This window comes from Pseudomonas sp. LJDD11 (genome assembly GCF_024584215.1).
In the GTDB taxonomy this organism is placed as follows: Bacteria; Pseudomonadota; Gammaproteobacteria; order Pseudomonadales; family Pseudomonadaceae; genus Aquipseudomonas.
Genome location: NZ_JANJFL010000010.1, coordinates 1 through 23,620 on the forward strand (window position 1 = coordinate 1; position 23,620 = coordinate 23,620).

General features: G+C 61.7%; 19 protein-coding genes. 8 read left to right on the top strand and 11 right to left on the bottom strand.

The genetic code is table 11. The features are described 5' to 3' along the window. Positions 1-415 precede the first annotated feature (415 nt). Complete coding sequence (locus tag NRB16_RS13390; protein ID WP_306456438.1) at positions 416-985, top strand: DMT family transporter; 570 nt, start codon at positions 416-418, stop codon at positions 983-985. Between the two features lie 110 nt (positions 986-1,095). Here NRB16_RS13390 and NRB16_RS13395 read toward each other — a convergent pair whose 3' ends face one another. The 3 genes from NRB16_RS13395 to NRB16_RS13405 all read right to left on the bottom strand — a co-directional run bounded on the left by NRB16_RS13395 (position 1,096) and on the right by NRB16_RS13405 (position 3,468). Continuing rightward, entirely contained in the window at positions 1,096-1,641 is a 546-nt protein-coding gene (locus tag NRB16_RS13395; RefSeq protein ID WP_257106371.1) for an HD domain-containing protein, read from the bottom strand. Between the two features lie 253 nt (positions 1,642-1,894). Then, on the bottom strand, positions 1,895-3,232 hold the full coding sequence (locus NRB16_RS13400) for a type II toxin-antitoxin system HipA family toxin (RefSeq protein WP_257106311.1): 1,338 nt from the start codon (positions 3,230-3,232) through the stop codon (positions 1,895-1,897). Beyond that, positions 3,229-3,468, bottom strand: a complete 240-nt coding sequence (locus NRB16_RS13405; RefSeq protein WP_257106312.1) for a helix-turn-helix transcriptional regulator — start codon at positions 3,466-3,468, stop codon at positions 3,229-3,231. The genes NRB16_RS13400 and NRB16_RS13405 overlap by 4 nt, the downstream gene beginning before the upstream one ends. A gap of 304 nt (positions 3,469-3,772) precedes the next feature. Here NRB16_RS13405 and NRB16_RS13410 point away from each other — a divergent pair, with 304 nt between their 5' ends. The 7 genes from NRB16_RS13410 to NRB16_RS13440 all read left to right on the top strand — a co-directional run bounded on the left by NRB16_RS13410 (position 3,773) and on the right by NRB16_RS13440 (position 12,234). Next, a complete protein-coding gene (locus NRB16_RS13410) occupies positions 3,773-5,977 on the top strand; it encodes an OsmC domain/YcaO domain-containing protein (RefSeq protein WP_257106313.1) in 2,205 nt (734 codons plus the stop codon). Between the two features lie 419 nt (positions 5,978-6,396). After that, positions 6,397-6,969, top strand: a complete 573-nt coding sequence (locus tag NRB16_RS13415) for a fimbrial protein (protein ID WP_253115005.1) — start codon at positions 6,397-6,399, stop codon at positions 6,967-6,969. 67 nt (positions 6,970-7,036) lie between these two features. Then, positions 7,037-7,732, top strand: coding sequence for a molecular chaperone (locus NRB16_RS13420; RefSeq protein ID WP_253115004.1), 696 nt, complete (start codon positions 7,037-7,039; stop codon positions 7,730-7,732). 29 nt (positions 7,733-7,761) lie between these two features. Next, positions 7,762-10,365 (top strand): fimbria/pilus outer membrane usher protein, encoded by a 2,604-nt coding sequence (locus tag NRB16_RS13425; protein WP_257106314.1) that lies wholly within the window; start codon positions 7,762-7,764, stop codon positions 10,363-10,365. 3 nt (positions 10,366-10,368) lie between these two features. Next, the gene (locus NRB16_RS13430) at positions 10,369-11,280 is read left to right on the top strand and encodes a fimbrial protein (RefSeq protein ID WP_253115002.1); all 912 of its coding nucleotides are present in this window, start codon (positions 10,369-10,371) and stop codon (positions 11,278-11,280) included. A gap of 7 nt (positions 11,281-11,287) precedes the next feature. Then, the gene (locus NRB16_RS13435) at positions 11,288-11,755 is read left to right on the top strand and encodes a fimbrial protein (protein WP_253115001.1); all 468 of its coding nucleotides are present in this window, start codon (positions 11,288-11,290) and stop codon (positions 11,753-11,755) included. Next, the gene (locus NRB16_RS13440; RefSeq protein WP_257106315.1) at positions 11,752-12,234 is read left to right on the top strand and encodes a fimbrial protein; all 483 of its coding nucleotides are present in this window, start codon (positions 11,752-11,754) and stop codon (positions 12,232-12,234) included. Before NRB16_RS13435 ends, NRB16_RS13440 begins: the two co-directional genes overlap by 4 nt. Here NRB16_RS13440 and NRB16_RS13445 read toward each other — a convergent pair whose 3' ends face one another. The 8 genes from NRB16_RS13445 to ppa form a co-directional block, all read right to left on the bottom strand. After that, entirely contained in the window at positions 12,235-12,882 is a 648-nt protein-coding gene (locus tag NRB16_RS13445) for a response regulator (RefSeq protein ID WP_253114999.1), read from the bottom strand. It abuts the gene before it with no gap. A 30-nt stretch (positions 12,883-12,912) separates the two neighbouring features. After that, positions 12,913-15,810 (bottom strand): ATP-binding protein, encoded by a 2,898-nt coding sequence (locus NRB16_RS13450; RefSeq protein ID WP_257106316.1) that lies wholly within the window; start codon positions 15,808-15,810, stop codon positions 12,913-12,915. A 120-nt stretch (positions 15,811-15,930) separates the two neighbouring features. After that, positions 15,931-17,130 carry an EAL domain-containing protein gene (locus tag NRB16_RS13455; RefSeq protein ID WP_257106317.1) on the bottom strand — a complete coding sequence of 400 codons (1,200 nt, stop codon included), beginning with the start codon at positions 17,128-17,130 and terminating at the stop codon, positions 15,931-15,933. Then, positions 17,127-19,943, bottom strand: a complete 2,817-nt coding sequence (locus NRB16_RS13460; protein ID WP_257106318.1) for an ATP-binding protein — start codon at positions 19,941-19,943, stop codon at positions 17,127-17,129. The genes NRB16_RS13455 and NRB16_RS13460 overlap by 4 nt, the downstream gene beginning before the upstream one ends. A gap of 118 nt (positions 19,944-20,061) precedes the next feature. Further along, positions 20,062-20,451 (bottom strand): type 1 fimbrial protein, encoded by a 390-nt coding sequence (locus NRB16_RS13465; protein ID WP_253114995.1) that lies wholly within the window; start codon positions 20,449-20,451, stop codon positions 20,062-20,064. A 241-nt stretch (positions 20,452-20,692) separates the two neighbouring features. Further along, positions 20,693-21,403, bottom strand: coding sequence for a CPBP family intramembrane glutamic endopeptidase (locus tag NRB16_RS13470; RefSeq protein WP_257106319.1), 711 nt, complete (start codon positions 21,401-21,403; stop codon positions 20,693-20,695). A 451-nt stretch (positions 21,404-21,854) separates the two neighbouring features. Continuing rightward, entirely contained in the window at positions 21,855-22,565 is a 711-nt protein-coding gene (locus NRB16_RS13475; protein ID WP_257106320.1) for a helix-turn-helix transcriptional regulator, read from the bottom strand. A gap of 303 nt (positions 22,566-22,868) precedes the next feature. Next, positions 22,869-23,396, bottom strand: a complete 528-nt coding sequence (gene ppa, locus NRB16_RS13480; protein WP_045487186.1) for an inorganic diphosphatase — start codon at positions 23,394-23,396, stop codon at positions 22,869-22,871. Positions 23,397-23,620 lie beyond the last annotated feature (224 nt).

Sequence of the window (23,620 nt, forward strand, 5' to 3'; positions counted from 1 at the left end):
GTCGCGACAAGTCGCAGTGGGCGCATGATCAGTACACCGAGCTTAAGACCATCTGGATCAATGCTCAGTAAGGTATCGGGTCATCTTGACCTGATCCTTGTTTGATTTACCGCCTTGGGCACCACGCGGCCCGGGGCGGTAAAGAGTCATGCACTGCACGTGCATGACTCACCGTTCAGGCGAACTTGCATCAAAGCTCAGGGAAGAGCCTTTCAATGTTGCGGCGCCATGGTAATAGGGGCTGTTGTCGGTTCATCACAACCGCGCCGAGGTCTGTTTTGTCGGCCTGCACAGGCTTCACTCTGTTGGGGTGCATGCGACAAAACAGCCACGGCCCTGCGGGTTGCGCCCCAAATCGCGCCATGCTTTGTTGAAGGACTTGAAAAGGGAGTGACCCTTTCCTGCGTTCATTGCCTTGATCGACCGGGTGGTGTTCCGTGAGCGCATCAGGTTCGGTGATGCTGTGCTGGTGGCCTTGGTCAGCCTCGGCCTGGTGCTGGTGGTGCCGTCCTTCGACTTCGCCGACCAGGGTACCATCGGCTTGCTGTGGGGCTTGGGGTCGGGTTTTTCGTTTGCCTTGCTGGCCATCGTCAACCGCCGTTACATCAAGGGCCTGGACTCGATGCAGGTCGCGTTCTGGCAGAACCTCACGGTATCGCTGCTGGTGGCGCCGTTCGTGGTCAACAGCCTGGGGCAGCACGTACTGAGCAACATGGACTGGGTCTACCTGGCGGTGCTCGGGGTGTTCTGCACCGGCCTGTCGCAGTACCTGTTCGTGCGCAGCCTGAAAAACCTGGACGCGCGTAGTGCCGGCCTGATCATCGCGCTGGAGCCGGTGTACGCGATTGCCTGTGCCTGGGCGCTGTTCAGTGAAGAACCTTCAGTGCGCATGTTGCTGGGGGCGGCGATCATCATCCTGGCGAGCGTGATCTCGGCACGCGGCAAAAAGGCCGTTGAGTCGAGCACGCTATCTCGCCAGCGCTAATGGACGCATTGGCAAGATGATTCGCCGCTGTGCGCCGCGTTTGCAGAATGTGGGTGCTTGAGCAGGCGATTGCTTGCGCAGGCGCTGATCAGGCGCTTCTGGCGATTGAATCAGTTGATATCAACGTAACGCTGCCGGTAACTCGCCATGGCCGCCAGCAGCCGTTCGCGCAGATAGCCATGCGCATGGCCGAGCGTACTGAGAATCTGCGCCGATTCGGCCAGGTAGGAACTGCGTTTGGCATGCGACCAGCTGTCGGGCGCCGATTGCAGGTTGGTGATGCGATCGCACAGTTTGATCACCGCAGCCTCGCGCGAGTGTGCGGCGATGCCTTGCAGGTAACGCTCGTCAGAGTAAGGCGCGATCAGGTTCTTGCTCAGGCTGGCCACGGTGGATGCCACCGGTTCGCCAAACACCTCGGCCAGCGCCTGCTGGCTGATGCCGGTGTCTTCCACCACATCGTGCAGCAGTGCGGCGGGCAGGGCGATGTCCAGGGCGCCGACCGACTCGTGGCGATCAGCGAAGATCAACTCGTTGGCGACCATCGCCACATGAGTGGCGTAGGGCAGATCCGAGGCTTTCAGCGTCTGCCCCAGGTGAGCCTGGGCGGCGAATAACCAGGCTTTGTTGTAGAGCTGTTGCAGGTCGAGGCTCATGGCAGGGTTACCAGTTTTCACGAGGTCTCGGCAGAGGTTGCCCGACCGAAAGTGTCAGGGTACGCCCTTCGAAGTCTTGGCCTCAACCTGTGGTGGTCTCAGTTGGTTTGCAGCTCCGGTGGCTGGATCGCCAGAGTCAGACGCGATAGCGCCCACTTACTCACATGCACACGGTTGTGAGCGATCCGCCTGGCTTTCGGGTTGAGTCACCTCCAGCGGGAGGCATGTTGAAATGTGCGAAACAGTGTTGCCTCTAACGCTTTCGTGGAGCCAGCAACTCTGAGCGGCCGACCTGTATCCGGTTATCCTCAGGTGCGATGGGGTCGGAGAACCCGTCTTCATGGATGGCAGCATCCAGCCCGCGCAGGTGGGGCGCGGCCTTTGAACTGCGCAGTGTCTGCATGCCTTCGTTCCAGGCGTGTACCATCTGTTTTGCTACATCGCGCCAGGCCGGCTCGTTCTTTGCGGCTTCAATCACTTCTCTGCCGGTAACGACTGCGGACTCGCACAACTGCTCGACCATCGCTGCATACTGGCGAGGGCCAATGCCCAGGCGAGCATTGAAAAAAGTTTCCAGTGTGCGCCCCGGTGTCCAGGTCTGCCGACCTCCTATAGATAAACCGGGCGGATTTGCTGCGAAGCGCGGGTAGGCCTGGGTTGTGACTAGATCGTAAACAGGCGAGAACCTCACGTCTGCCAGTGAGGTGTAATACAACGCGATGTTCTTGGCATGGCAGTCTGCATTACGCACCACATAGTTTGTCAGCAGGTGCCAGCCCAGGTGTTCGCGTTGCTTGCGCAGATGTTCGCCAGGTACATAAACCTGGGTGGCATTGCATACACGTTCTATGGTTGTTGCGTACTTTTCGTGGGGTGGCAGCCCCAGCAAACCACAGGCATCTTCCACACCGTGAGATGCAACGCCATGCTCATCTACATCAAAGCGATCCACCACCAGAACCCGGCCGTCTTCCGACATGCGGCATGGCGCTACGGGGGCGGTCTGCAGACGCTCCAGAACCCGCATGGTGTAGAACTCGTTAAAGCCCAGATAAGGTGTCGTATCGTCAGAACCCTTGATGATGTGAAAGCGGGTGCGCAAAGTGGGCTTGCCTAACGGTAGCTTGTTAACGCTCACATCCTGGGCGATGAATTTGGGCACCACGCCTGAAATTGCTGCCCGGGCATAACGGCGTACCAGTGTCGCAAAATGCCCGGTGGTATTTTCTGCCGTCAGTAGATGACTGATTTCCAATGGCTCTATTTCGGCTTTTGGTCTGACGCCCTCGGGGGTGATCGTGACCCGGCCAATACCGGTTGCACCAATCACGGCCAGCAGAGAAAGATCTGTACCGTCAAGCAATGCACCGAACTCTTCGCGAATGACGCCCAGCAGGTAGCCCTCAGGCAAGTTCTGGCGAAAAAAAGGGAACAGATCACGTGGCCAGCGCCAAGGCGCCTCACGTACCGGTAGTGCCAGGCTGACGAAATCGGCTGCCGCTGTTTGCGGGAGGTAGTGCAAGACGTATTCGTCTCTTTCACGGTACAGCCTGGCAACCGTTCTACCGCAGACATGGACGTCCAGTATCATTGATCTGCCACCCCCGAACGTTGTTCGGCGAGTATGTCCTCAACCGTACGCACATGGCCTGCCCTGACCATCCTCAGGTCATAGCCGGCTGCCTCCAGCAGGCGAACGAGGGCTGCCACGCTCATATCGCCCTTGGCGACTGTTTCCATGCGAGCCACGGTAGAGCGCGAAACACCTGCGCGGCTGGCCAGCGCCTCCTGACTGAGCTGAGCCTCTTTGCGAGCTTGTTTGAGCATTTCTGCTACATCGAAGAGCGTCGTCATTTGTAGCCCTTAAGCGTCAATAAATTGCTTGGTGTCATAAAATGTAGCCCAAGGGATACAAAAAGACCAAGCCTCTCGTTTTGAGAAACCAGGATTGGCTGCCAGTTTTGTAGCTCTAGAGCATCAGGTAATCTTGATCTCGGGCAGGCTGTGGCTTCAAGGCTACAGTTTTCTATGCGAATAACTGTGGTGTGCCTCACTGAGCAAAACCACAACACCTGCCATGCAAAACCCGGATAATGGCCGCCAATTCTGCTCGCAATTCTGGTAGTCCCGCATGGAAATCAAGGTCAACTTTCTCGATAACCTTCGACTTGAAGCCAAGTTCGATGACTTCACGGTCATCGCCGACCAACCGATCCGCTATAAAGGCGACGGTTCGGCACCGGGACCGTTCGATTATTTCCTGGCATCGTCGGCCTTGTGCGCGGCTTATTTCGTCAAGCTGTACTGCCAGACCCGCGACATTCCTACCGAAAACATCCGCCTGTCGCAGAACAACATCGTCGACCCGGAGAATCGTTACAACCAGATCTTCAAGATCCAGGTCGAGCTGCCCGCCGATATTTCGGAAAAAGACCGTCTGGGCATTTTGCGTTCCATCGATCGCTGTACGGTGAAAAAGGTGGTGCAGGCCGGTCCTGAATTTGTCATCGAAGAAGTCGACAACCTCGACGCCGATGCCCAGGCACTGTTGATTCCTGCTACCGATGCCGGTGCGAGCACCTACATCCTTGGCAAGGACCTGCCGCTGGAACAGACCATCGCTAATATGTCGGGCATTCTCGCCGCGCTGGGGATGAAGATCGAGATCGCTTCGTGGCGCAACATCGTGCCCAACGTCTGGTCGCTGCACGTGCGCGACGCGCATTCGCCGATGTGTTTCACCAACGGCAAGGGCGCGACCAAGGAAAGCGCGCTGGCCTCGGCACTGGGCGAGTTCATCGAGCGGCTGAACTGCAACTTCTTCTACAACGACCAGTTCTGGGGCGAGGACATCGCTAATGCAGACTTCGTGCATTACCCCAACGAGCGCTGGTTCAAACCGGGGCGCAAAGACGCCTTGCCCAAAGAGATCCTTGACGAGCATTGCCGCGAGATCTACAACCCCGATGGCGAGCTGCTCGGTTCGCACCTGTACGACACCAACTCCGGTAACATCGAGCGTGGCATTTGCTCGCTGCCGTTCGTGCGTCAGTCCGATGGCGAGGTGGTCTACTTCCCCTCCAACCTGATCGAGAACCTGTTTCTCAGCAACGGCATGAGCGCCGGTAACACGCTGGCCGAAGCCCAGGTGCAGTGCCTGTCGGAGATCTTCGAGCGGGCGGTGAAGCGCGAAATCCTCGAAGGCGAGCTGGCGCTGCCGGACGTGCCGCAGGACGTCCTGGCCAAGTACCCGGCTATCGTCGCCGGTATTCAGGGCCTGGAAGAACAAGGCTTCCCGGTGCTGGTCAAGGATGCCTCGCTGGGCGGTGAATTCCCGGTGATGTGTGTGACCCTGATGAACCCGCGTACCGGCGGCGTGTTCGCCTCGTTCGGCGCGCACCCAAGCTTCGAGGTGGCGCTGGAGCGCAGCCTGACCGAACTGCTGCAAGGCCGCAGCTTCGAAGGTCTGAACGACCTGCCGCAGCCGACCTTCGAAAGCCAGGCGCTGATGGAGCCAAACAATTTCGTTGAGCACTTCATCGACTCCAGCGGTGTGGTGTCGTGGCGTTTCTTCAGCGCCAGGTCTGACTTTGAGTTCGTCGAGTGGGACTTCTCAGGCCAGGGCGAAGACTCCAACGCCCAGGAAGCCGCGACCCTGTTCGGCATCCTTGCCGACCTCGACAAGGAAGTGTACATGGCGGTGTATGACGACCTCGGCGCCACCGCCTGTCGCATCCTGGTGCCGGGTTACTCGGAAATCTACCCGGTAGACGACCTGATCTGGGACAACACCAACAAGGCGCTGTTCTTTCGCGAAGACATCCTCAACCTGCACAGCCTCGAACAGGAGCAACTGGAAGATCTGGTACAGCGCCTGACCGAAAGCGAACTGGACGAGTACAGCGACATCACCACGCTGATCGGTATCGAGTTCGACGACAACACCGCCTGGGGGCAGTTGACCATTCTGGAACTCAAGCTGCTGATCAACCTGGCGCTGCAGCGTTTCGAAGAAGCCAAGGAACAGGTCGAAATGTTCCTGCAGTACAACGACAACACCGTCGAGCGCGGCCTGTTCTATCAGGCGGTGAACGTGGCGCTGGAAGTTGAACTGGACAACGAGCTGGAAATGGCCGACTACGAAGTCAACTTCCGCCGTATGTTCGGCAACGAGCGTATGGATGCGGTGCTCGGATCGCTTCAAGGCAGCGTGCGCTTCTACGGCCTGACCCCGACCAGCACGAAGCTCGAAGGCCTCGAGCGTCACCAGCGGCTGGTCGACAGCTATAAAAAACTGCATGCGGCGCGCGCCAGGGCAGCGGGACTGGCCGGCTGACAGCCCGCCGCTCCGGGCCTCTTCGACGGCTTGTCGTCGAGGGGGCCAGCTAGCCCGCACCCAGGCTATGGCCGGGCAGCGCTTCTGACTGTTCTACCCTGGCGTCCCCCCTTTCTGACAACACTGTCCCGGCAGGCCACATGCCCTGCTTGCCGGATGGCAGCCTGTTCACTTCGTTCTGTAGCCCAAGGGCACGCCCGGCAGACGCCCGGTCGGACCTGGCCCGGCCAACCTTGAAAAGACTCCTGCCCGTTGGATTTTCCGGGGCCGGGCAACGATGCCCGGATAGATGACCAAATAAAGGCATGCGGCCAGCAATTAAGATTCGTCTAATGTCTGGCTTGGCGATGGCAATGCACCATGGTCTGGCTTACCGATGAGGTCGGTAACCAACCATCCAACCGTAAAAGGGCATTGCCATGCTGAACACTCTGAGCAAATTCACTCTCGTCTGCGGCGCCACGTGCCTGCTGGCCAGCACCGCTTCTTTCGCCGACCAGGGCCAGATCGTCTTCACCGGCTCGGTCACCGACAACGCCTGCACCATCAGCACCGCCGACGTCAGCAAGTCGGTCACCCTGGACCCAGTGCGCATTGCCGACTTCGCCTCCGCCGTAGGCTCCAAGGCCAAACCGAAGAACTTCTCCCTGAACCTGGAGAACTGCAGCACCGAGGCCAAGAAAAACGTATCGATCACCTTCAGCGGCCAGCCGGACGCCACCGATGCCTCGCTGCTGGGCCTGAAGGGCGACAGCCAGGTCAAGGGTATCGCCATCCAGATCGACGATGCCCGCAACGGCAGCAAGGTCGCGCTGAATTCGCCGGTCGACTATGCCCTGCGCAACCAGGGCAACACCTTTGACTTCACCGCCTCCTACGTGCGGACTGTCGCCGACGTGGTCACCGGTTCGGGTGAGGATACGGTGACCACCTCCGGCATCGGCACCGGTCAGGTCAACGCCCTGGCCACCTTCGATGTGACCTACCGCTAACTCCTCTCCCTGCTTGCCGTGGGCCGCGTGTAATGGCGCGGCCTGCGGATCCCAAAGGTTATCGATCATGCGTCTGAAACTCTTCCTGTCCCTGGCCCTGTTGCCGTTGTGGTTCCCGGCCGGCGCCGATGCCGCCGTGATGGTGGGCGCCACCCGGCTGGTCTACGACGGTGCCTCGAAAGAGGCCAACCTCACGGTCAGCAATCGCGGCGATGATTCGCCGTTCCTCGTGCAGTCCTGGGTGAGCCGCTACAACGGCAGCGAAGCCAGTGTCGACAGCTTCATCGTTACGCCGCCGCTGTTCAGGCTCGATGCCAACAAGGAAAACATCTTGCGCGTCGTGTTCACCGGCGGGGCTGATGTGCCTCAGGACCGCGAGAGCCTGTTCCTGATGAACGTCAAGGCGATTCCGGCGATGAGCGATGCGCAGCGCGACAAAAACGTCCTGCAGATCGCGCTCAAGACCACCATCAAACTGTTCTACCGCCCTGCGGGCCTGAAGGGGTCGCTCAAGGACAGCGTGAAACAACTCGGCTGGGCGGCGAAGGCTGGCACGCTGTCGGTCGACAACCCGTCCGGTTTCCACGTGGTGATCAGCGAACTGAAGGTTAATGGCCAGGCCATCACCAGCGCCATGGACGCGCTGCGTCCCGGTGAGCACCGTGACTTCCCCGTCAAGGCCAAAGCCGGTGATGAAGTCTTGCTCAGCTACATCGACGACTACGGCACCCACATCACCGCCCCTGTCGTCCATCTGCACTGATTCGCCGCACTCGCCACCCAGGAAATCCCATGTCCGTTTCGCTCCCATTCATGCGCCGTGGCGCCGTGAAGGCCTTAGGCTGCCTGCTGGCAACCGTCCTGGCCCTGCACTTGGTGCCGGCGCAGGCGGGTTTCCAGTTCGATCCGTCGTTTCTGGAAATCGGCGGTGGCCAGGGTTCGACCGAGCTTCAGCAACAGATCGGCGCCATGAGCGAAGGTCAATTGCCAGGCGTCTATCGCGTCGGCATTTCGCTCAACCAGCGTTTCGTCGATCAGCGCGATATCCGTTTTGTACGCGCCACGGGCGGTGCCAACCCGTCGGACACCGGCCTGTTTCCCTGCCTGGACGCTGACTTTTTCCGCAGCCAGGGCGTGGCTGAGCAGGCGTTGGCCAAGCGGACCGATGCCGACCCGACCTGCCTGGCGTTCGATCAGGGCCTGGCCGGTGTCAGCTATGACTACGACTTCAACCAGCAGACCCTGGCGATCGAGGTGCCACAGGCTTACCTGGGCGAGATCCCCTTCGAGGTGCGTCGTCGCCAATGGAGCAGCGGCGAGCGCGTGGCGTTCACCCATTATTCGCTGTCTGGCAGTTCTGTGCAGTCCGAGACCGGCCGGCGTCAGGACCAGTTCGGCAGCTTTCGCAGCGGCCTGAATGCCGGGGCCTGGCGTCTGCGCAACTTCTCCACCTGGCGCAAGGGCAGCGACACGCCTGGGCGCTGGGAGTCACTGGAAACCTACGCCCAGCGAGACCTGGGCGACATGATGGCGATGGCCACGGTCGGCGATGCGGCCACCGAAGGCGATCTGTTCGACGCCATTCCCTACCGCGGCGTGGGCATTGCTTCGGACCTGGAAATGCTGCCCGACCAGGCGCGTGGCTTCGCGCCGGTGATCCGTGGCATTGCCAATGGTCGTTCGCGGGTGATCATTCGCCAGCGTGGCTATGTCATCCACGAGCAGTGGGTGCCGTCCGGGCCGTTTGCCCTCACCGATCTGTACCCGACGGCCAGCAACGGTGACATCGAAGTCACCGTTCAAAGTGCCGATGGCCAGGTGCAGGTCTATACCCAGTCGTTCTCCTCGGTGCCCTACATGCTGCGCGAGGGCCAGCAGACCTATTCGCTTTATGCCGGCCGCTATCGTCCGTCGTCGGACTTCGGCCAAGACACGCCCGTTTTCCTGCAGGGCACCCTGCGCCGTGGGCTGGCGCAAGGGACCACGGTGTTTGGCGGCACCCTGCTTAGCGATCGCTACAGCGCCGCACTGTTGGGTGTTGCCCATGACTTCGCGGGCTTCGGTGCGTTGTCCGTCGATGTAACCCATGCGCGCGCGGCCGAAGTGGGGCCAGACCACTCCACCCAGAGCGGGCAGTCGTTACGCTTTCGCTATTCCAAGTCGCTGGCGGTGACCAATACCACGTTCAGCCTGGTCGGCTATCGCTACTCCACCTCCGGTTACTACGCTTTTGCCGAAGCGCTGGACAGTCGCGCCAATGCCCAGGTCGTCCAGCCGTACCGCAAGCCAGGTGAGCTGCTGCCTGCCGTGAGTTATCGCAGCGGCCATATGAAAAGCAATTTCAACGCGAACATCTCCCAACAGCTGGGCCACTACGGAGCCATGTTCGCCACGCTGTCCAAGACCGCCTACTGGGCCAGCGATGCCGCCGATACCAACCTGCAGATGGGCTACAACTTCAGTGTCGGTGATATTTCGTATTCGCTCGGGGCGGGAGTGACCCAAGGACAGACCAGGGACCGCAACCTGACCCTGAGCTTCAGCATGCCGCTGGGCGGATCGGGCAATCGGCGCTTGTCGGCGACCACCAGCCGCAGTGCCCGCGGCAATGCCTCGCACATGGCCACCTTGAGCGGCAATGCGCTCCAGGACGACGTGCTGGCCTACAGCGCCGGTGTGAGCCAGCGGGTCAGTGCCGGCCAGGGCGCGGCAGGCGGTGCGTTCGCCGCCCAGTACGATGCGCCCAACGCCATCTTCCATGGTGGCTGCAACCAGTCCGGGGACAACCGCCAACTGGACCTGGGGATGGAGGGCTCGGTCGTGGCCTACGACAGCCAGGTGATCTTCGGGCAGCCCCTGGGGGAGACCAATGTGATCGTCGCCGCTCCGGGGGCGGCGCATGTGAGCCTTACCAACAAACGTGGCGTGCGTACCAACGGCAATGGCTACGCCGTCGTGCCTTCGGCCATGCCGTATCGCAAGAACCGGATATCGCTGGATACCCAGACGATTGCGCAGAACGTCGACATTCAGCAACTGGTACAGGACGTCACCCCCAATCGCGGTGCCTTCGTGGTAGCGGATTTCGAAACCCGCAGCGGTCGGCGGATCCTGTTCCACATCAGCGACCCCCAAGGCCAGGTGGCGCCTTTTGCCGCCAGTGCCGAGCTGTTCGCAGCCGACGGCCGCTCGCTGGGCAGCACCCTGGTGGCCGACAGCGGCCGGGCGTTCCTGACCGGCGTACCGCCGCAGGCGCGTCTGCAGGTCAGTGCGGGTGGCCAGCCCTGGTGCAGCGTTGAACTGCACCTCGACGACGAAGATGCCGCCGCCGGCATCACCCAGATGAACCTTCAATGCGAGCGCACGCCGGGTACGGCCAGCGCCAAGGATTCCTGAACAATGAACGCGAACCCTACCTCACTCACCCCGTGGCGCCAGTTGCCGGCCATCCTGCTGCTGGTGCTGGGCTGGCTGTTCGCCGGGCAGGCCCATGCATTGATCGGCGGCAGCATCAGTTGCAGCGTGTCTGGCACTCCAACGTTCGGCTATACCTTCGAACCCGGCGCCGAGATGAAGATTCCCTTCAGCGGCAATTGCCAGGCGATCCGGGTCTTTCCCCGCGGCGCCGCCCTCAACCACGAGTTGTACCTGACCTCGGGCAGCGGCGTGCAACTGCAACTGCTGGACCCTGTCTACAACATGTATCCCACCCCATTGCCGCTGGGCAACTTTGGCGGCACTTGCTTCAACCCCTATTGCGGGTACATGCCACCTGGCGCGGGTTTCTCCTACACCTTCTATGTGGTGGGCAGGGCTCCCACGTCACCGGGTGTGCGCGAGGTCACCCTGCGCCTTGGCTATACCGCGATCGGTTACCCCGCCTACGCAGAGTGGATGCATCAGGTCAATTTCAGGTTCACGGTCGTCGATACCAGTTGCACGGTCAGGTCGCCCAGTTCGGTAGACCTGTCGTTCGGCAGTATCAGCAGTGCCAACCTGAACAACCAGAAGCAGTCCACCAGTGTGCTGGTCAATTGCCCCACGGCGAAGTCGGCCAACGTCTATCTGGTGCCCACCCAGGAGGTGGTCAACGCCGGCTCCGGGCTGGCACGCACGTCGCTGACGGGCCTGAACATGCAGGCCTTGTGGACCGATACATCCAGCCCGGTGGCGTTTGGCACACCTCGGTTCATGCAACTGCGGGCCGGCTCCAACGCCCTGAACCTGACCTTCAAGCCCCAGCTGGCATCCTCGCAGGCGCCGTCCGGCGCGTTCCAGAGCCAGTACACGCTGGTCATCAACTACCTCTGAGGTTTTCATGAAAAAAATCTGGTTTGCGCTGTGCCTGGCCAGCGCCACCGTCAACGCCGCCGACGTGGTGACCCTTAACGTCAAAGGGACACTGGTGCGCCCGCCGTGTCAGCTCAGCACGGGGACGACGCTCACGGCGGACTTCGGCAATGTGCGCATCGACGAGGTCCCGCAGACTGCGACGAAAAGCCTGCCGGTGACGATGAACTGCCCGGCCGGTTCGGGGCTGAATGTCAGCTTCAGTTCGAGCAACGGCACCTATACCTCCACCGTGGCCAAGACCACGGCGAACAATCTGGGCGTCTCCTTGCTGTGGGCGGACAACTCTGCCGCCAACCTGCAGGGCAGTGCCAAAACCTACAGCAACCTGAACGGCAACGTGGATATCAGCCTCAAGGCGCAATTGGTCAAACGCGGTGACCTGGCCCCGGGGCAGTTCAACTCTTCCATCGTCATGACGATCAATTACCAATGAAAAAGCTCTTTTGGATGTGCCTGGCGGTGGCCGGCAGTGCACTGGCACAACCGGCGGACACCGCCAGGGTTCAAGTCAGCGGCACGCTGGTCACGCCGCCTTGCAGCCCGGGGTTTGCGACCTTGCTGGACGTGAAGCTGGACGATGTCAACGTGCGCCAGTTGCTCGACGACAGTGCGACCGTGACCGAAGTCCCGCTGACCTTCGCCTGTCGACCCGACAGCCGGGTGAGCCTGCTGCTGTCGGCCGGGTTGGGCAGTGTCGACAGCCAGACCTTGCGTACCAGCCGCGAAGGCCTTGGGCTACGGCTGGTCGGTGTGGGTAGCAAGCCCGCTTTAACCCTGGGTGAAACCAGCAACTGGACCGTCGGCAATGAACCGCTGGTGCTGACCTTGCGGGTCAGGCCGGTATCCCTGGGGGCGTTGCCGCCAGCCGGCAGCTTCACCGCGACCCTGCTGATGCAGATCCTCTACCTGTGATCAATGGAACTGCCTGGCCTCGAAGCAGTAGGTCAGCAGCGCCTGGTCACTGTCCACTTCCAGCTTGCGCATGGCCGAGATTTTCTGGGCACTGACAGTCTTGTTGCTGCGACACAACTGGCGGGCGATGTCGCTCACACTCATGCCGGTGACGAACAGGCGCAGCACTTCCAGCTCCCGTGGCGACAGGCTCTGGAACCGCTCTTCGAGCTGATGTGGATTGCTCACCACTGACCGGGCTTCGGCCACCGGACTTTTATAGCTGCGCTGCGCACTGAGCGCGCTGATCGCCTTCTCTATTTCGCCGTGCAGGTGGTTTTTCTGGATGACGCCGGCCACGCCCAGTTCCTCCAGCCGGGTGAGGATCAGGTTGTTGGAGATCATGGTCAGGACCAGCACCTGGGTCTCGGGAAAATGGCGCAGCACGTATTCGATCAGCTTCAGGCCGTCGCCATAGGTGGCGTCGCCGGGCATGTTGAAATCGGTGATCAACAACTGCGGTCGATGCTTGCGCAACTGCTCCACCAGTTCGCTGGGGCTCACGGCCTCACCGACAAGGTTGCAGCGGGCGTCACGCTGGACGATCTCGCGCACGCCCAGCAGGACGATGGGATGGTCGTCGGCGATGACAACGTTCATTTCAGGCATGTCGGGTACTCTTGTAAAAGACATTGATCATCACGACGGCTCGGCCAGCAGACACTGCGCCACGGCGGACAGCCGGGCGCACAGCAAGCGGATCTGCTGGATTGCGTGGGCATTCAACGGTCCTTCGTGCAAGGCGTTCTCCCATTGCTGGCAGGCGGTATACAAGGCCTCGGCGTGGACGCTGGCCAGGGCGCCACTGAGGCTGTGCAGGTGTTGCTGGACCTGGCCCGCGTCATTGCGTTCCAGGGCGTGTTCGATCTGCTGGACATCGGCCAGCAGGGTGTCGCCCATCAATTGGCGCATAGCCGCCGACAGTTCGATCCAGCCGTCACGGTCCTTGTCCCGCTCCGGTGTAGCGACCATCAGGCCGCTGGCCCGCTTGCAGTGCGCGAGCAGGGTCTGACGCAACAGGCTCATGCTCAACGGCTTGACGACCCAGGCATTCATGCCCACGGCCAGGCAACGGCGACCCTCCTCGCGCAGGGCGTTGGCGGTGACACCGATAATCGGGACCTGCACGCCCTGTTCGCGCAGGGTACGGGCCAGGTCATAGCCGTTCATGCGTGGCATGTTGATGTCGGTGATGACCAGGTCGAATGGCTGGGCGTTCCAGATTTGCAACGCCTGCTGGCCGTCACGGGCCACAGTGGGGTGGGCCCCCAGGGCTTCGAGCTGCTCGCGCAGCACGGCCTGGCTGACCGGGTTGTCTTCGACCACCAGCACCCGCACGTTCAGGCAAGGTGCCCCCAGGCCAGGCGGCAGCATCACCTGCGCCGGCGGCGCGGGGCTGTGCACCACGGGCAGGGTGATGAACAGCGAGAAGCTGCTGCCCAGGCCGGGCTCGCTGACCACGCGCATGCTGCCGCCCATGAGTTCGCTCAGCCGCGAGCAGATCGACAGCCCGAGCCCCGCACCATTGCCGTCCTGGCCGGCAGCGACCTGATAGAAAGGTTTGAACAACTGCTCCAGGGCCTTTTCCGGAATGCCCACACCGGTATCGGTGACTTGCCACTGCAGCGAAACGCCGTCGTCGGTCAGTGCCTGTACGGTCAGGCGCAGGCGTACCCGTCCGGAGTCGGTGAACTTGATCGCATTGCCCAGCAGGTTATGCAGGATCTGGCGGATCCTTCCGGCGTCGCCCTCGATCTGCTGCGGCACTTGCGGATCGATCTCCGCCTCGATCTGCAGCCCTTTGTTGCGCGCCGTGGCGGTGAAGCCCAGGACCGCTTCCTCGACCAGTTGCGTGGGGTCGAACGGTGCCATTTCCAGGGCCATCTGCCCGGACTCGATCTTCGATACGTCCAGCACGTTGCTGATTAGCTGAAACAGGACGGTGGACGAACCCTGGATGATCTCCAGGTATTGGCGCTGGCGCTCGCTCATCTCGGTGAGGCCGAGCAGTTCCAGATTGCCGAGTACGCCATACAGCGGTGTGCGGATCTCGTGGCTCATGGTCGCCAGGAACACGGTCTTGGCTTCGTTGGCGGCAGTGGCCTGGCGATGCGCCTGATTGAGCAGCAGCGTTTCGTCCACCTGCCGGGTGATGTCATTGCAGCCACAGAGAAACACGTCCTGCCCTTCGTAGCGCGCGGCGACCACCACCACTTGCAGGTAATGCTCGCCGACCGCCAGGCACATTTCGCCCGGCACCTGCTCGCCGTCATTGGCATCCAGCACTTGCAGCAAGGGGGCCGTGGCGCCCAGTTGTGCCGCCCGCTGGTTTTCCAGCAGCAACTGCCGGTCGCTGCGCCGAATCACGCACAGCCCTACCGGGGCGTTGTGCAGCATGATGCGGTTGAACGCCTCGCTGTCGAACAGACGCTCCTGGGCGCGCTGCGCGGGCATGACGATGCGCGATTTGTACCAGCGATTGATCCAGATTGCCGCCAGCACGGCGGCGATGAAGGTCAGGGCCAGGCCCAGCAACGGCCACTTCGCGTAGCGCAGGAAGTCCTGGTAGGTGATGGCGTACAGGCCCGTCCAGCGTGCACCACTCTGCGAGACCATCTTGAAGCGCAAGCCCTGGCTGTTGAAGCTCAGGCCCATGGGGGCCAGCTCTTCTTCGCCGAGGTCGCCCAATATCACGTCCCCGTCGGGAGAGATCAGGGTGAACTGGTTGTACACCGACAGGCGCAATACCCGCTCGAACTCATCGACCTGTGTTGTGTCCACCACCGCCGTCAAGGTCAGCAGCCCCTTGGCGCGCGCGGGGGGCAGCAGGGCGTTGGCGGCATCGATGCCGATCATTGCCACGATGCTGCGGTTGCCGTGGTAAAGCTGCAGCGGCGCACGCATCCAGCGTACACGCCGGTCGTTGAGCAGCAGGCTTTGAGCCTGGCGCAGTTGCTGCAGGCGGTTGACGACGGTGGGGTATTGATCGGGCAGCAACGACAGGTGTTGGCGCAGGTCGCCGATACCCGGCACGGCCAGGCTGGCATCGCCCTCTGGCGCCAGGACGAACAACTGCGGTGAGGCGTAGAAGGAGTTCGCCCAGAACCCGCCGTAGTAGTCGGTCAACTGAACGCCCAAGGCCAGCGCCCGGCGAATGTCACTCTGGGTAAAGGTCGCGGTGTGCGACAGGGTAAAGGGCAGCGACAGCTCGAAGCCTTTGGCCTGGAGCAGGGTCTGGTCACCGTCGGTCTGCGATTTCATGACTGAAATCGACTGCACGTCGGATAAGGGTGGGGCATTGGTCCGGCGGTAACCCACTGCGACATTGCGCATGAAGGTCTCATGCTCGTGGACGATTTCGAGCACCCGGGCGAAGTGGAACTCGACTCGCTGCTGTTCTGACTCCAGCAAGCGCGACACGGCCCAGTAGCAGGTGCTCGACAGCAGCAGGAGCAAGCCTGTGAGCAGGAGCAGGGCTTTGTTCAGGCGCTGGGAGCTTTGCGCCAGCTTATCCAGGCGCAGGCTTGCATGTTTCATGATGGGTATCGCTCAACCTGATTCGGGTAGTGGAGCCGATGCGCAATGCACCCGGCAACGAACGCCCCTTTGATCAGGGCTGCCCATCCGTGGGGCTGCATGGCATAGGACCGCGGTGAGTCAGGTTGGTGCTAGCCATAGGCCATCTTCTAGCAGCAGTTTAGTGAACTTGTCCGACGGCACGGCCTGGGAGATCAGAAAACCTTGCACCTGATCGCAACGCACCCGCCGCAGCACAGCCAGCTCTTCCTGGGTTTGCGCACCCTCGGCCACCGTGACCAGGCCAAGTTTTCGTCCCAGCTCAGCGATGCTAAGCAAGGCCGATGCCAGCCCTTCGTTGCTGGCACACCCGTGGACCAGCGAGCGGTCGATCTTCAGCTCGGTAAAGGGGGTTGAGACCAGATTGAAATACGAGCTGTAGCCCTTGCCGAAGTCATCCTGTGCCAGGCCGAAGCCCATCAGGCGCAGGCGGCAGGCCCCGGCGAAATAGTTGCTGGACAACTGGGTGGTGGAGTTCTCCATCAACTCGAAGGTGATCTGTCGCGGTTCGGCCTGGTTGGCGCGTACCTGGCCCAGCAGGCGGTCGACCAGATCGTCCTGATCCAGCAGGTGGGTCGGCAGATTGATCGAAACGGGCAGGCGATAACCGAGCTGTGCCCAGCGGGCCTGGGCAGCCAGCGTCTGGCCGAGCATGCAGGTCAACAGCTGGTTTTCCAGTTCGGCGCTTTCGAGCTCGTCGAGAAAGGCGCCGGGCAGCAGCAGGCCTTCGTCAGGATGGACCCAGCGCACCAAAGCCTCGGCAGCGGCGATGCGTCCGTCGTGCAACGACTTCTTGGGCTGGAACCAGGCCTGGATCTCGCCATTGCCCAAGGCGCGCAACAGCGTGTCCCGGGAGCGACAACCGCGTGGCAGGCCACGTGGCGTGCAGGCTTGCTCGGCCATTTGGTCCAGGCTGTCGCGCAGGGCGCGGATTTCCGGGATGCTCACGGGTTTTGAGATCAGCCCGGCCACCCGCAGGCCCAGATTCTTGGCGACCTGCCCGGAGCCCACCAGCATGCGCCGCGAGGCCGCAGTCATCAGTGCCAGGGCCGGCGGAGACGGCAGTTGCGCCAGTTGCTGGATCAACTGGACACCGTCCATCTGCGGCATCATCAGGTCACTCAGCAACAGGTCATAGCGCTTTTGTGCCAGGCGTTGAATGGCACTCGCACCGTCCCAGGCAAGGTCGACTTCGAAGCCGCCTGCGGCCTGGAATACATTGCTCAGGTATTGGTGCTGAAAGGGATGATCCTCCACGATGAGCACGCGATAAACAGTCAAGGCTCGCTTCTCTGATAGGGTTGCAGGCACTGGTACAGCGCCCGCAGGGTGAAAGGTTTGACCAGGAAATGATCCATGCCGGCCCCCAGGCAGCGCTCTGCTTCGTCGAGCATCGCGTTGGCGGTGGCGCCCACGATCGGTTGCAAACAGCCCAGGCGGCGCAACTGCTCGGTGAGCTGGTAACCATTCATGCGCGGCATGTTGACGTCGGTGAGGATGATGTCGAAGTCGGCCTCCTGCCAGAGTGACAAGGCCTCGACGCCGTCACGCGCCAGCACCACCGTACAGCCCAGTTCCTCGAGCTGGTCACGCAGGATCAACTGGTTGATCAGGTTGTCTTCGGCGACCAGCAGGTGCAGGCTCAGCCTGGGTTCTATGGCTGCTTCACGGGGCGTCGGGCGCGCTTGCTCGGTCACGCCCTGGGCGTGGCTGACGGCCTGGTTGAGCGCCTGCAGGTCGTTCAGACCGACGCGCCAGCAGGTTGACGATTCGCGTGTGAGTCCATGAACTTCGGCTGTGACCATGACCCGGGGGCCTGACCATGCCTGCCATTGAGCCGTACGGGCGGGACCGGGTTGCAGCTCCACCAGCACTGCATCGGGCTCGGCCGCAGAGGGCAGGCCCGCTCGCGCCTGCGCCCCCCAGCGGCGCAGCCAGCCGGTCACGCAGTCGGCCAGTTCCTGCACCGGTGAGCATACGTAGACGCGCTCGCTCAGCAACGTCAGTGCCCATTTTCGGGTGTTTGGTGCCTGCACCTGTTCAAGGGGCAGGGCAAAGGTAAAGCTGCTACCCAGGCCCGGCTCGCTGAACACTCGCAAGGTGCCGTTCATCAGATGAACCAGACGCTTGCAAATCGACAGGCCCAGCCCGGTGCCCGCCACCACGTTGGCGTTGCCACTGGTCTGGAAGAACGGTTCGAACAGAAACGGCTGGTCTTGGGCGGCGATGCCTTTACCGGTATCGGTGACTTGCCATTGCAGCAGGGTGCGCTCGCCCTCGCGGCTTTCTTCGTGCAGGCGCAATACGATGCGTCCGCTCTCGGTGAATTTCAGCGCATTGTTGAGCAGATTGTTGAGGATCTGGCGGATTCGCGTAACGTCGCCGCGCACGGACTCCGGCACCTGCGGGTCGATACAGGCGAACAGTTGCAGGCCTTTGCTCTGGGCGGCGCCCGCATAACCCTGAATCACCTCTTGCGCCAGTGCCTGTGGCGAGAACACGCTCAGCTCCAGGGCCAGTTGCCCCGCCTCGATCTTCGAGACGTCCAGCACATCGCAGATCAGTTGCAACAGCGTGGCGGAGGATCCTTCGATCGCGTTCAGGTAGCCGCGCTGCTGGCTGTCGAGGTCCGTGCGCCCGAGCAGTTCGAGGGTCCCCAGCACGCCATACAGCGGCGTGCGGATTTCATGGCTCATGGTCGCCAGGAACAGCGTCTTGGCTTCGTTGGCGGCATCGGCCATGGCACGTGCCTGTTGCAGGGCCAGTTCCACCAGCTTGCGCTCGCTGATGTCACTGAACGCGCAGATCAGCACGTCTTCGCGTTGATAGCGGGTGGGGGCAAAGCTCAGGAACAAATGGCGTCCGTCGGCCATCTGCAGCTCGTCGGTGCTGCCCTGCTCGGCGTCATCAAAGGCGCGGTGGATCCAGCCATGACAGCGTTGCTCCCGCTCGCCACTGTCGCCCAGCCACTGCTGTGACAGGGTGTTTTCCAGTACCACCGCGCCGTCGCTGCGGCGCAGGACGCACAGGGCGACCGGCGCGATGCGGATCACCGTGCTGCTGAAGGCCTCGCTTTCCACCAGGGCTTCGATACGGTTCGCTGCTGGAATGATCAGCCGCTGGTCGATGCGCCGGACCAGCCACAGCATCAGCACGCTGACCAGCACGCACAGCAGGAGGCTGACGACGAACGGCACGGCCAGGCTCGGCAGCAGGGAGCGAAACTCCAGGCTGTAGACGATCTGCCAATGCGAATAGCTCAGGTGCTTGCGGATGGCCAGGCGGTCCGGCAGCCAGCCGCCACCTTCCCAGCCGAAGCGCGCCGTGGAGCGCTCGTGGCGCAGCGCGTGTACTGCGCCGGGCTGGTGCGGCGTGCTGCTGAAGATCAGCTTGCCGGCGCCGTCGAGCAGCATGAAGTCGCCCGCCTGTTCATGGCGCAGGGCATTGACCAGTTCGGGGCCGTCCACCTCCAGGCCCAGCCAGCCGGAGGTCGGGGTCCGCTCATCCAGGCGGGTGAAGATGTACAGCGGGGAGTCGAGTCGGCTCTGTTCGGTCAGCCAGAGTTCGTCACTGACCGAGACCTTGCCTGTATCGACGGTGAGCAGGCGCTGCAACACCTCCAGCGGAACTTCTTTGGAGGTGTCACCGGAGGTGAACAGGCGCTGGACCTCGGGGACTTTGCGTTGCGGTACATAGATCAGGTTGACCTGGTTGCGTTCCAGGTGGCCGAGCATGCGCCGGGTCAGCCACAGGCTCCAGAGATTGCCCGGTTCGCCGAGGCTGATGTGCACTTCCTCGGTAGGCGCGCTGTTGAGGTTGCCTTGTGGTGTCGTCATGTGGCGGACCGTCGACAGCCCAAGGCCCTTCAGCAGGGTCTGACGGCTGACGAAGAAGCTCTGGGCATCGGAGATCGCCTCGTTCATGTAACTGCGTCGCAGTGAAATCTCCTGGTTGAACGCGGCGTGCAGGTAGCTGTAGGCACCCAGGTAGATGCCTACCACCAGCGCCAGGGCGAACAGGCGCAAGAGCTTGCGAGCAGCTTCGGGTGTCGAAAAGGACGAATCGGCGAGAGGCAGGAAGTGTGTGAGTTTCATCCTTGCAGCGTAAGGAGCGAGAGACGACATCTGAATAGGACGTATCTCAAAGCGCCCGGAGGGCGAAGCTGCCTTGGTCGTGCCAGGCGGAAGGCTCACTGCCGAGCGGGCAAGGCCCTTATGGCTCGGTGAGGGTCACCAGATAGTGGCCGGTGGTGAGCGTTTCACCCGTGCGGCCGACCAGCCTGTATTGCTGGTTGTAATAGCGACCCTGGGTGTTGCTGGCGATCAGTCTGGCCTGCACCGAAGGGTCATCCACGGCAGCGTTGGCAGTGGGGGTATTGACGGGGGATGTATCCAGGCGGCGCACGTCGATCCGCGGTGCCCGCGTGCGTGCGGTGCAACTGTCCAGGCGCCAGCCGTCTGCCGACGAGGACGCCGAGCATGGGGCTTCCACGACGCTGCCGTGGAACCTGATCACGCCCTGATCGTTGCTGGGCGCCGCCAGGCACGCCGAACCGAGGCTGGAAAAGAGGGCAAGACCGAGTCCGAACGATTTCCAGCTCACAGTGATACTCCAGGGAAAAATGACTTTCCTGGCTATCGGCGTGCCGGGCGATTATCTGAAGCGCACCGGGGCTCGAGGCGACGAGCTGTCGCCTGGAGCGGTCAGTCGGCAGCCCCGCTCAGGTGCCCGATTGAAGCGGACATGCTGATCTGGGCGCCTTGAATGGGGATTGATGCTGGCGGGGTATTCGAGATCTCCTGCTACTGAAAAACAACCTGGATAAGGTGTGTGCTGGCAGTGCTCAGTCGAGGCTGGTAAGGAACAGGTCCGACGTCATGCCCGTGGCGTCGGCCAGGGCATGCAGCAGTATCGGTGCGGCCAGACCGCCGCTGACGATCCGCGCCACCCCGAGGATGACGCCCAGGCCGCCCATCAGCAGGTATGAGGGCCAGTGCTGGTACTGCCCCTGGGCCTGCATGAACAGCAGCGTCGTGACGATCACCGCCAGGGTCTGCCAGGTACGCCCGTTCAGGGGAAACAGACGAATCAGGAAATGCCGATACAGCAGCTCTTCGGTGATCGCCGGGAACACCAGGAGCATGGCGAAAAACAGCATGATTTGGACCGCCGAAAAGTCGGACAGGGCCGGCCCCCTGAATGTGCCCTGGGTATGACCCAAGGCGGCTTCGATGAAGGTGACCACCAGATAGGCGACGATGATGAGCGGCGCGCCCAGGCGTAATGCGCGTTCCGGATCGTGCCCGAGCAGTGCCTTGAAGCCGCCCTGCCGACGGTATTGCAGGATGGCCAGCAACAACAGGATGGCGCCGGTGATGCCCTGTGTGCCGAGCAGCCACAGCAGATTCCAGCGCGTTTCCCCCACCAGGCCGAGGGCGGCCAGATGGCAAGCCAGGAACACGGCCACGGCCAGTGCCGCCATGCCCACGCGCCGGAACCAGCAATAAGGCTCGGTTTCGACCGAGACGGTCCTTGAGCTGTCGTTGAACGTCATTACCCTTTCCTCAACCACGAATGTTGCCGGTCAACACCCGTCAGCGGCCTGATGGCAGCCTTATGGATGCACTTGAGACCTGCAAAGGTAGGGCGCCGGAGCAGGCGGCTGAATAAGACGTGTCTGAAACGGTGGCAGGCAAGAGGGCAGTCAGGTCGGCACACCGAGTACTGACAAAGCGGTCCGGGCTGACGAGGGGGCTTTGGGCAATTAAAAAGCCGGCTTGTGGCCGGCTTCTCGTTGGCGACTTTGGCTTATTTTTGGTAAACCGCAGCCGCCTGCAAAAGGTGCATTCGCGAGGAATGCGAGTCTGGAGTGCAACACGCTCGTGTGGAGTGTGCCGCCAGGCAACCGTGTGAGCCACCGTTGCCGTAAGTGGCGCACAGGATACCGGGATTGAGCGCGGCTGCCCAGCCTTGAAATGCTTTGCAACATGCCTGGACGTAGCGATTCAGCTGGCGGCCAGAGGATTTTTTCGCTGGTTGAGGGTTGACCACCAGAACACCCAGCCCAGTACGCGGATGCCTTGCTGGTGAATCTGTTCGGCGCTGAATGATTCGTCCGGGTATTCGTGGTTATTGTGGCTACGCAAACGCAGGCCGCCGTTGGGCAGGCGGTACAGGTAGCGGATGCGTAGCAGGCCGCCGTGCTCCAGAGCGTACATCTCACCGTCGATGACTTGGGTGGTGTTGCGGTCGATGCCCAGTAGCGAGCCGTTGTGCAGACGGTCGGCCATGCTGTTGCCGTTCATGCTCAGGCACATGGCGTCTTTGGGGTGAATGTTCAGTTCATCCAGGGTATGGCGCGGCAGACGAATCTTGCGGCCAGCGACTTCACTCAGTACGTGCTGGCCGGCTTCGGCCTGTTGGAACACCTGTATTTCCACATCCGCCAGGCTGGCGGGTGCCGGGCCGGGCGTGGGCTCGCCGCCATCGCTCTCATTGGCAGGCTCTGTGGGGTGTTTAGGGCCTTCGCCGGTGCGCAGCCAGCGTGGCGAGACGCTGAGCAGTTCGGCCACTTCGTCCAGGCGTGCCATGGGAATGCCGCGTTTGAACCAGTTGTTCACGTGCTGCGGCGTGACCCGGCGGTTGGCGGCGAAGTCCGTGGCGGAGAGATGGCACTCGCGCAGAAGGGTACGTAGTCGATCACCTGATGTATTCATGGGCAGTGAGTGTACGAGTGCAGCGAGCGCGTTTAAATGAACGAAGCGTTCAAATGCGCAGTGCGTCTTGTGGTGGGTGATGAGTGTGCCTACGCAGGCTCTGAGTGCTTGTAGGGCATTTCTCAAGCCTGATATAGCTTGATAAACCCGGCGGCAGAATGGAGTGCGATGGAGGGCGGGGTGTTCAGTGTTTAATCGGGAGGATGTGTAAACGTAATTTTTAAACATGCTCAAGCGCCTGAAACGCCTGGAGGGGCAGTGCCGAAGCGCCCGGGCAGGCGCTTCGCACAGGGTGCAGCGGTATCAGCCCTTGAAGGCGGCAACCGACTTGCTGATCTCGGCGCGGGCCGCGTCAGCGTTGCCCCAGCCTTCGATCTTGACCCACTTGCCTTTTTCGAGGTCTTTGTAGTTCTCGAAGAAGTGCTTGATCTGCTCCAGCAGCAGGGCTGGCAGGTCAGTGTATTCCTTCACGTCAACATACAGCTGGCTCAGCTTGTCGTGAGGCACTGCGATGACTTTGGCATCGCCGCCGCCGTCGTCGGTCATGTGCAGGATGCCAACGGGACGGGCGCGGATTACCGAACCTGGGGCGACCGGGTAAGGGGTCACGACCAGTACGTCCAGCGGGTCGCCGTCGTCAGCCAGGGTGTTTGGGATGAAACCGTAGTTGGCCGGGTAGAACATCGGGGTGGCCATGAAGCGGTCAACGAACAGGGTGTCGGAGTCCTTGTCGATTTCGTATTTGATCGGCGCGTGGTTGGCCGGGATCTCGATCGCGACGTAGATGTCGTTTGGCACGTCTTTGCCAGCCGGAATCTTGCTGTAGCTCATTGGACTATGTCCCCGTGGTTTAACAGACAGTTATCGGGCACCTCTAAAAACTACCTGCGTTGCCATCGCTGCGTTGAAAACAGGCTCAAAATGCTCATTTACAACTCGTAAACTCCGCTTTCTCGCCTGTTTTCGCCTTGCGCTGACTGCCTCGCCTACGTTTTAAGAGGTACCCTATTGGCGCTAACCGCCAAAAAGTGGCCCGGATTATAGGCATATTCCCG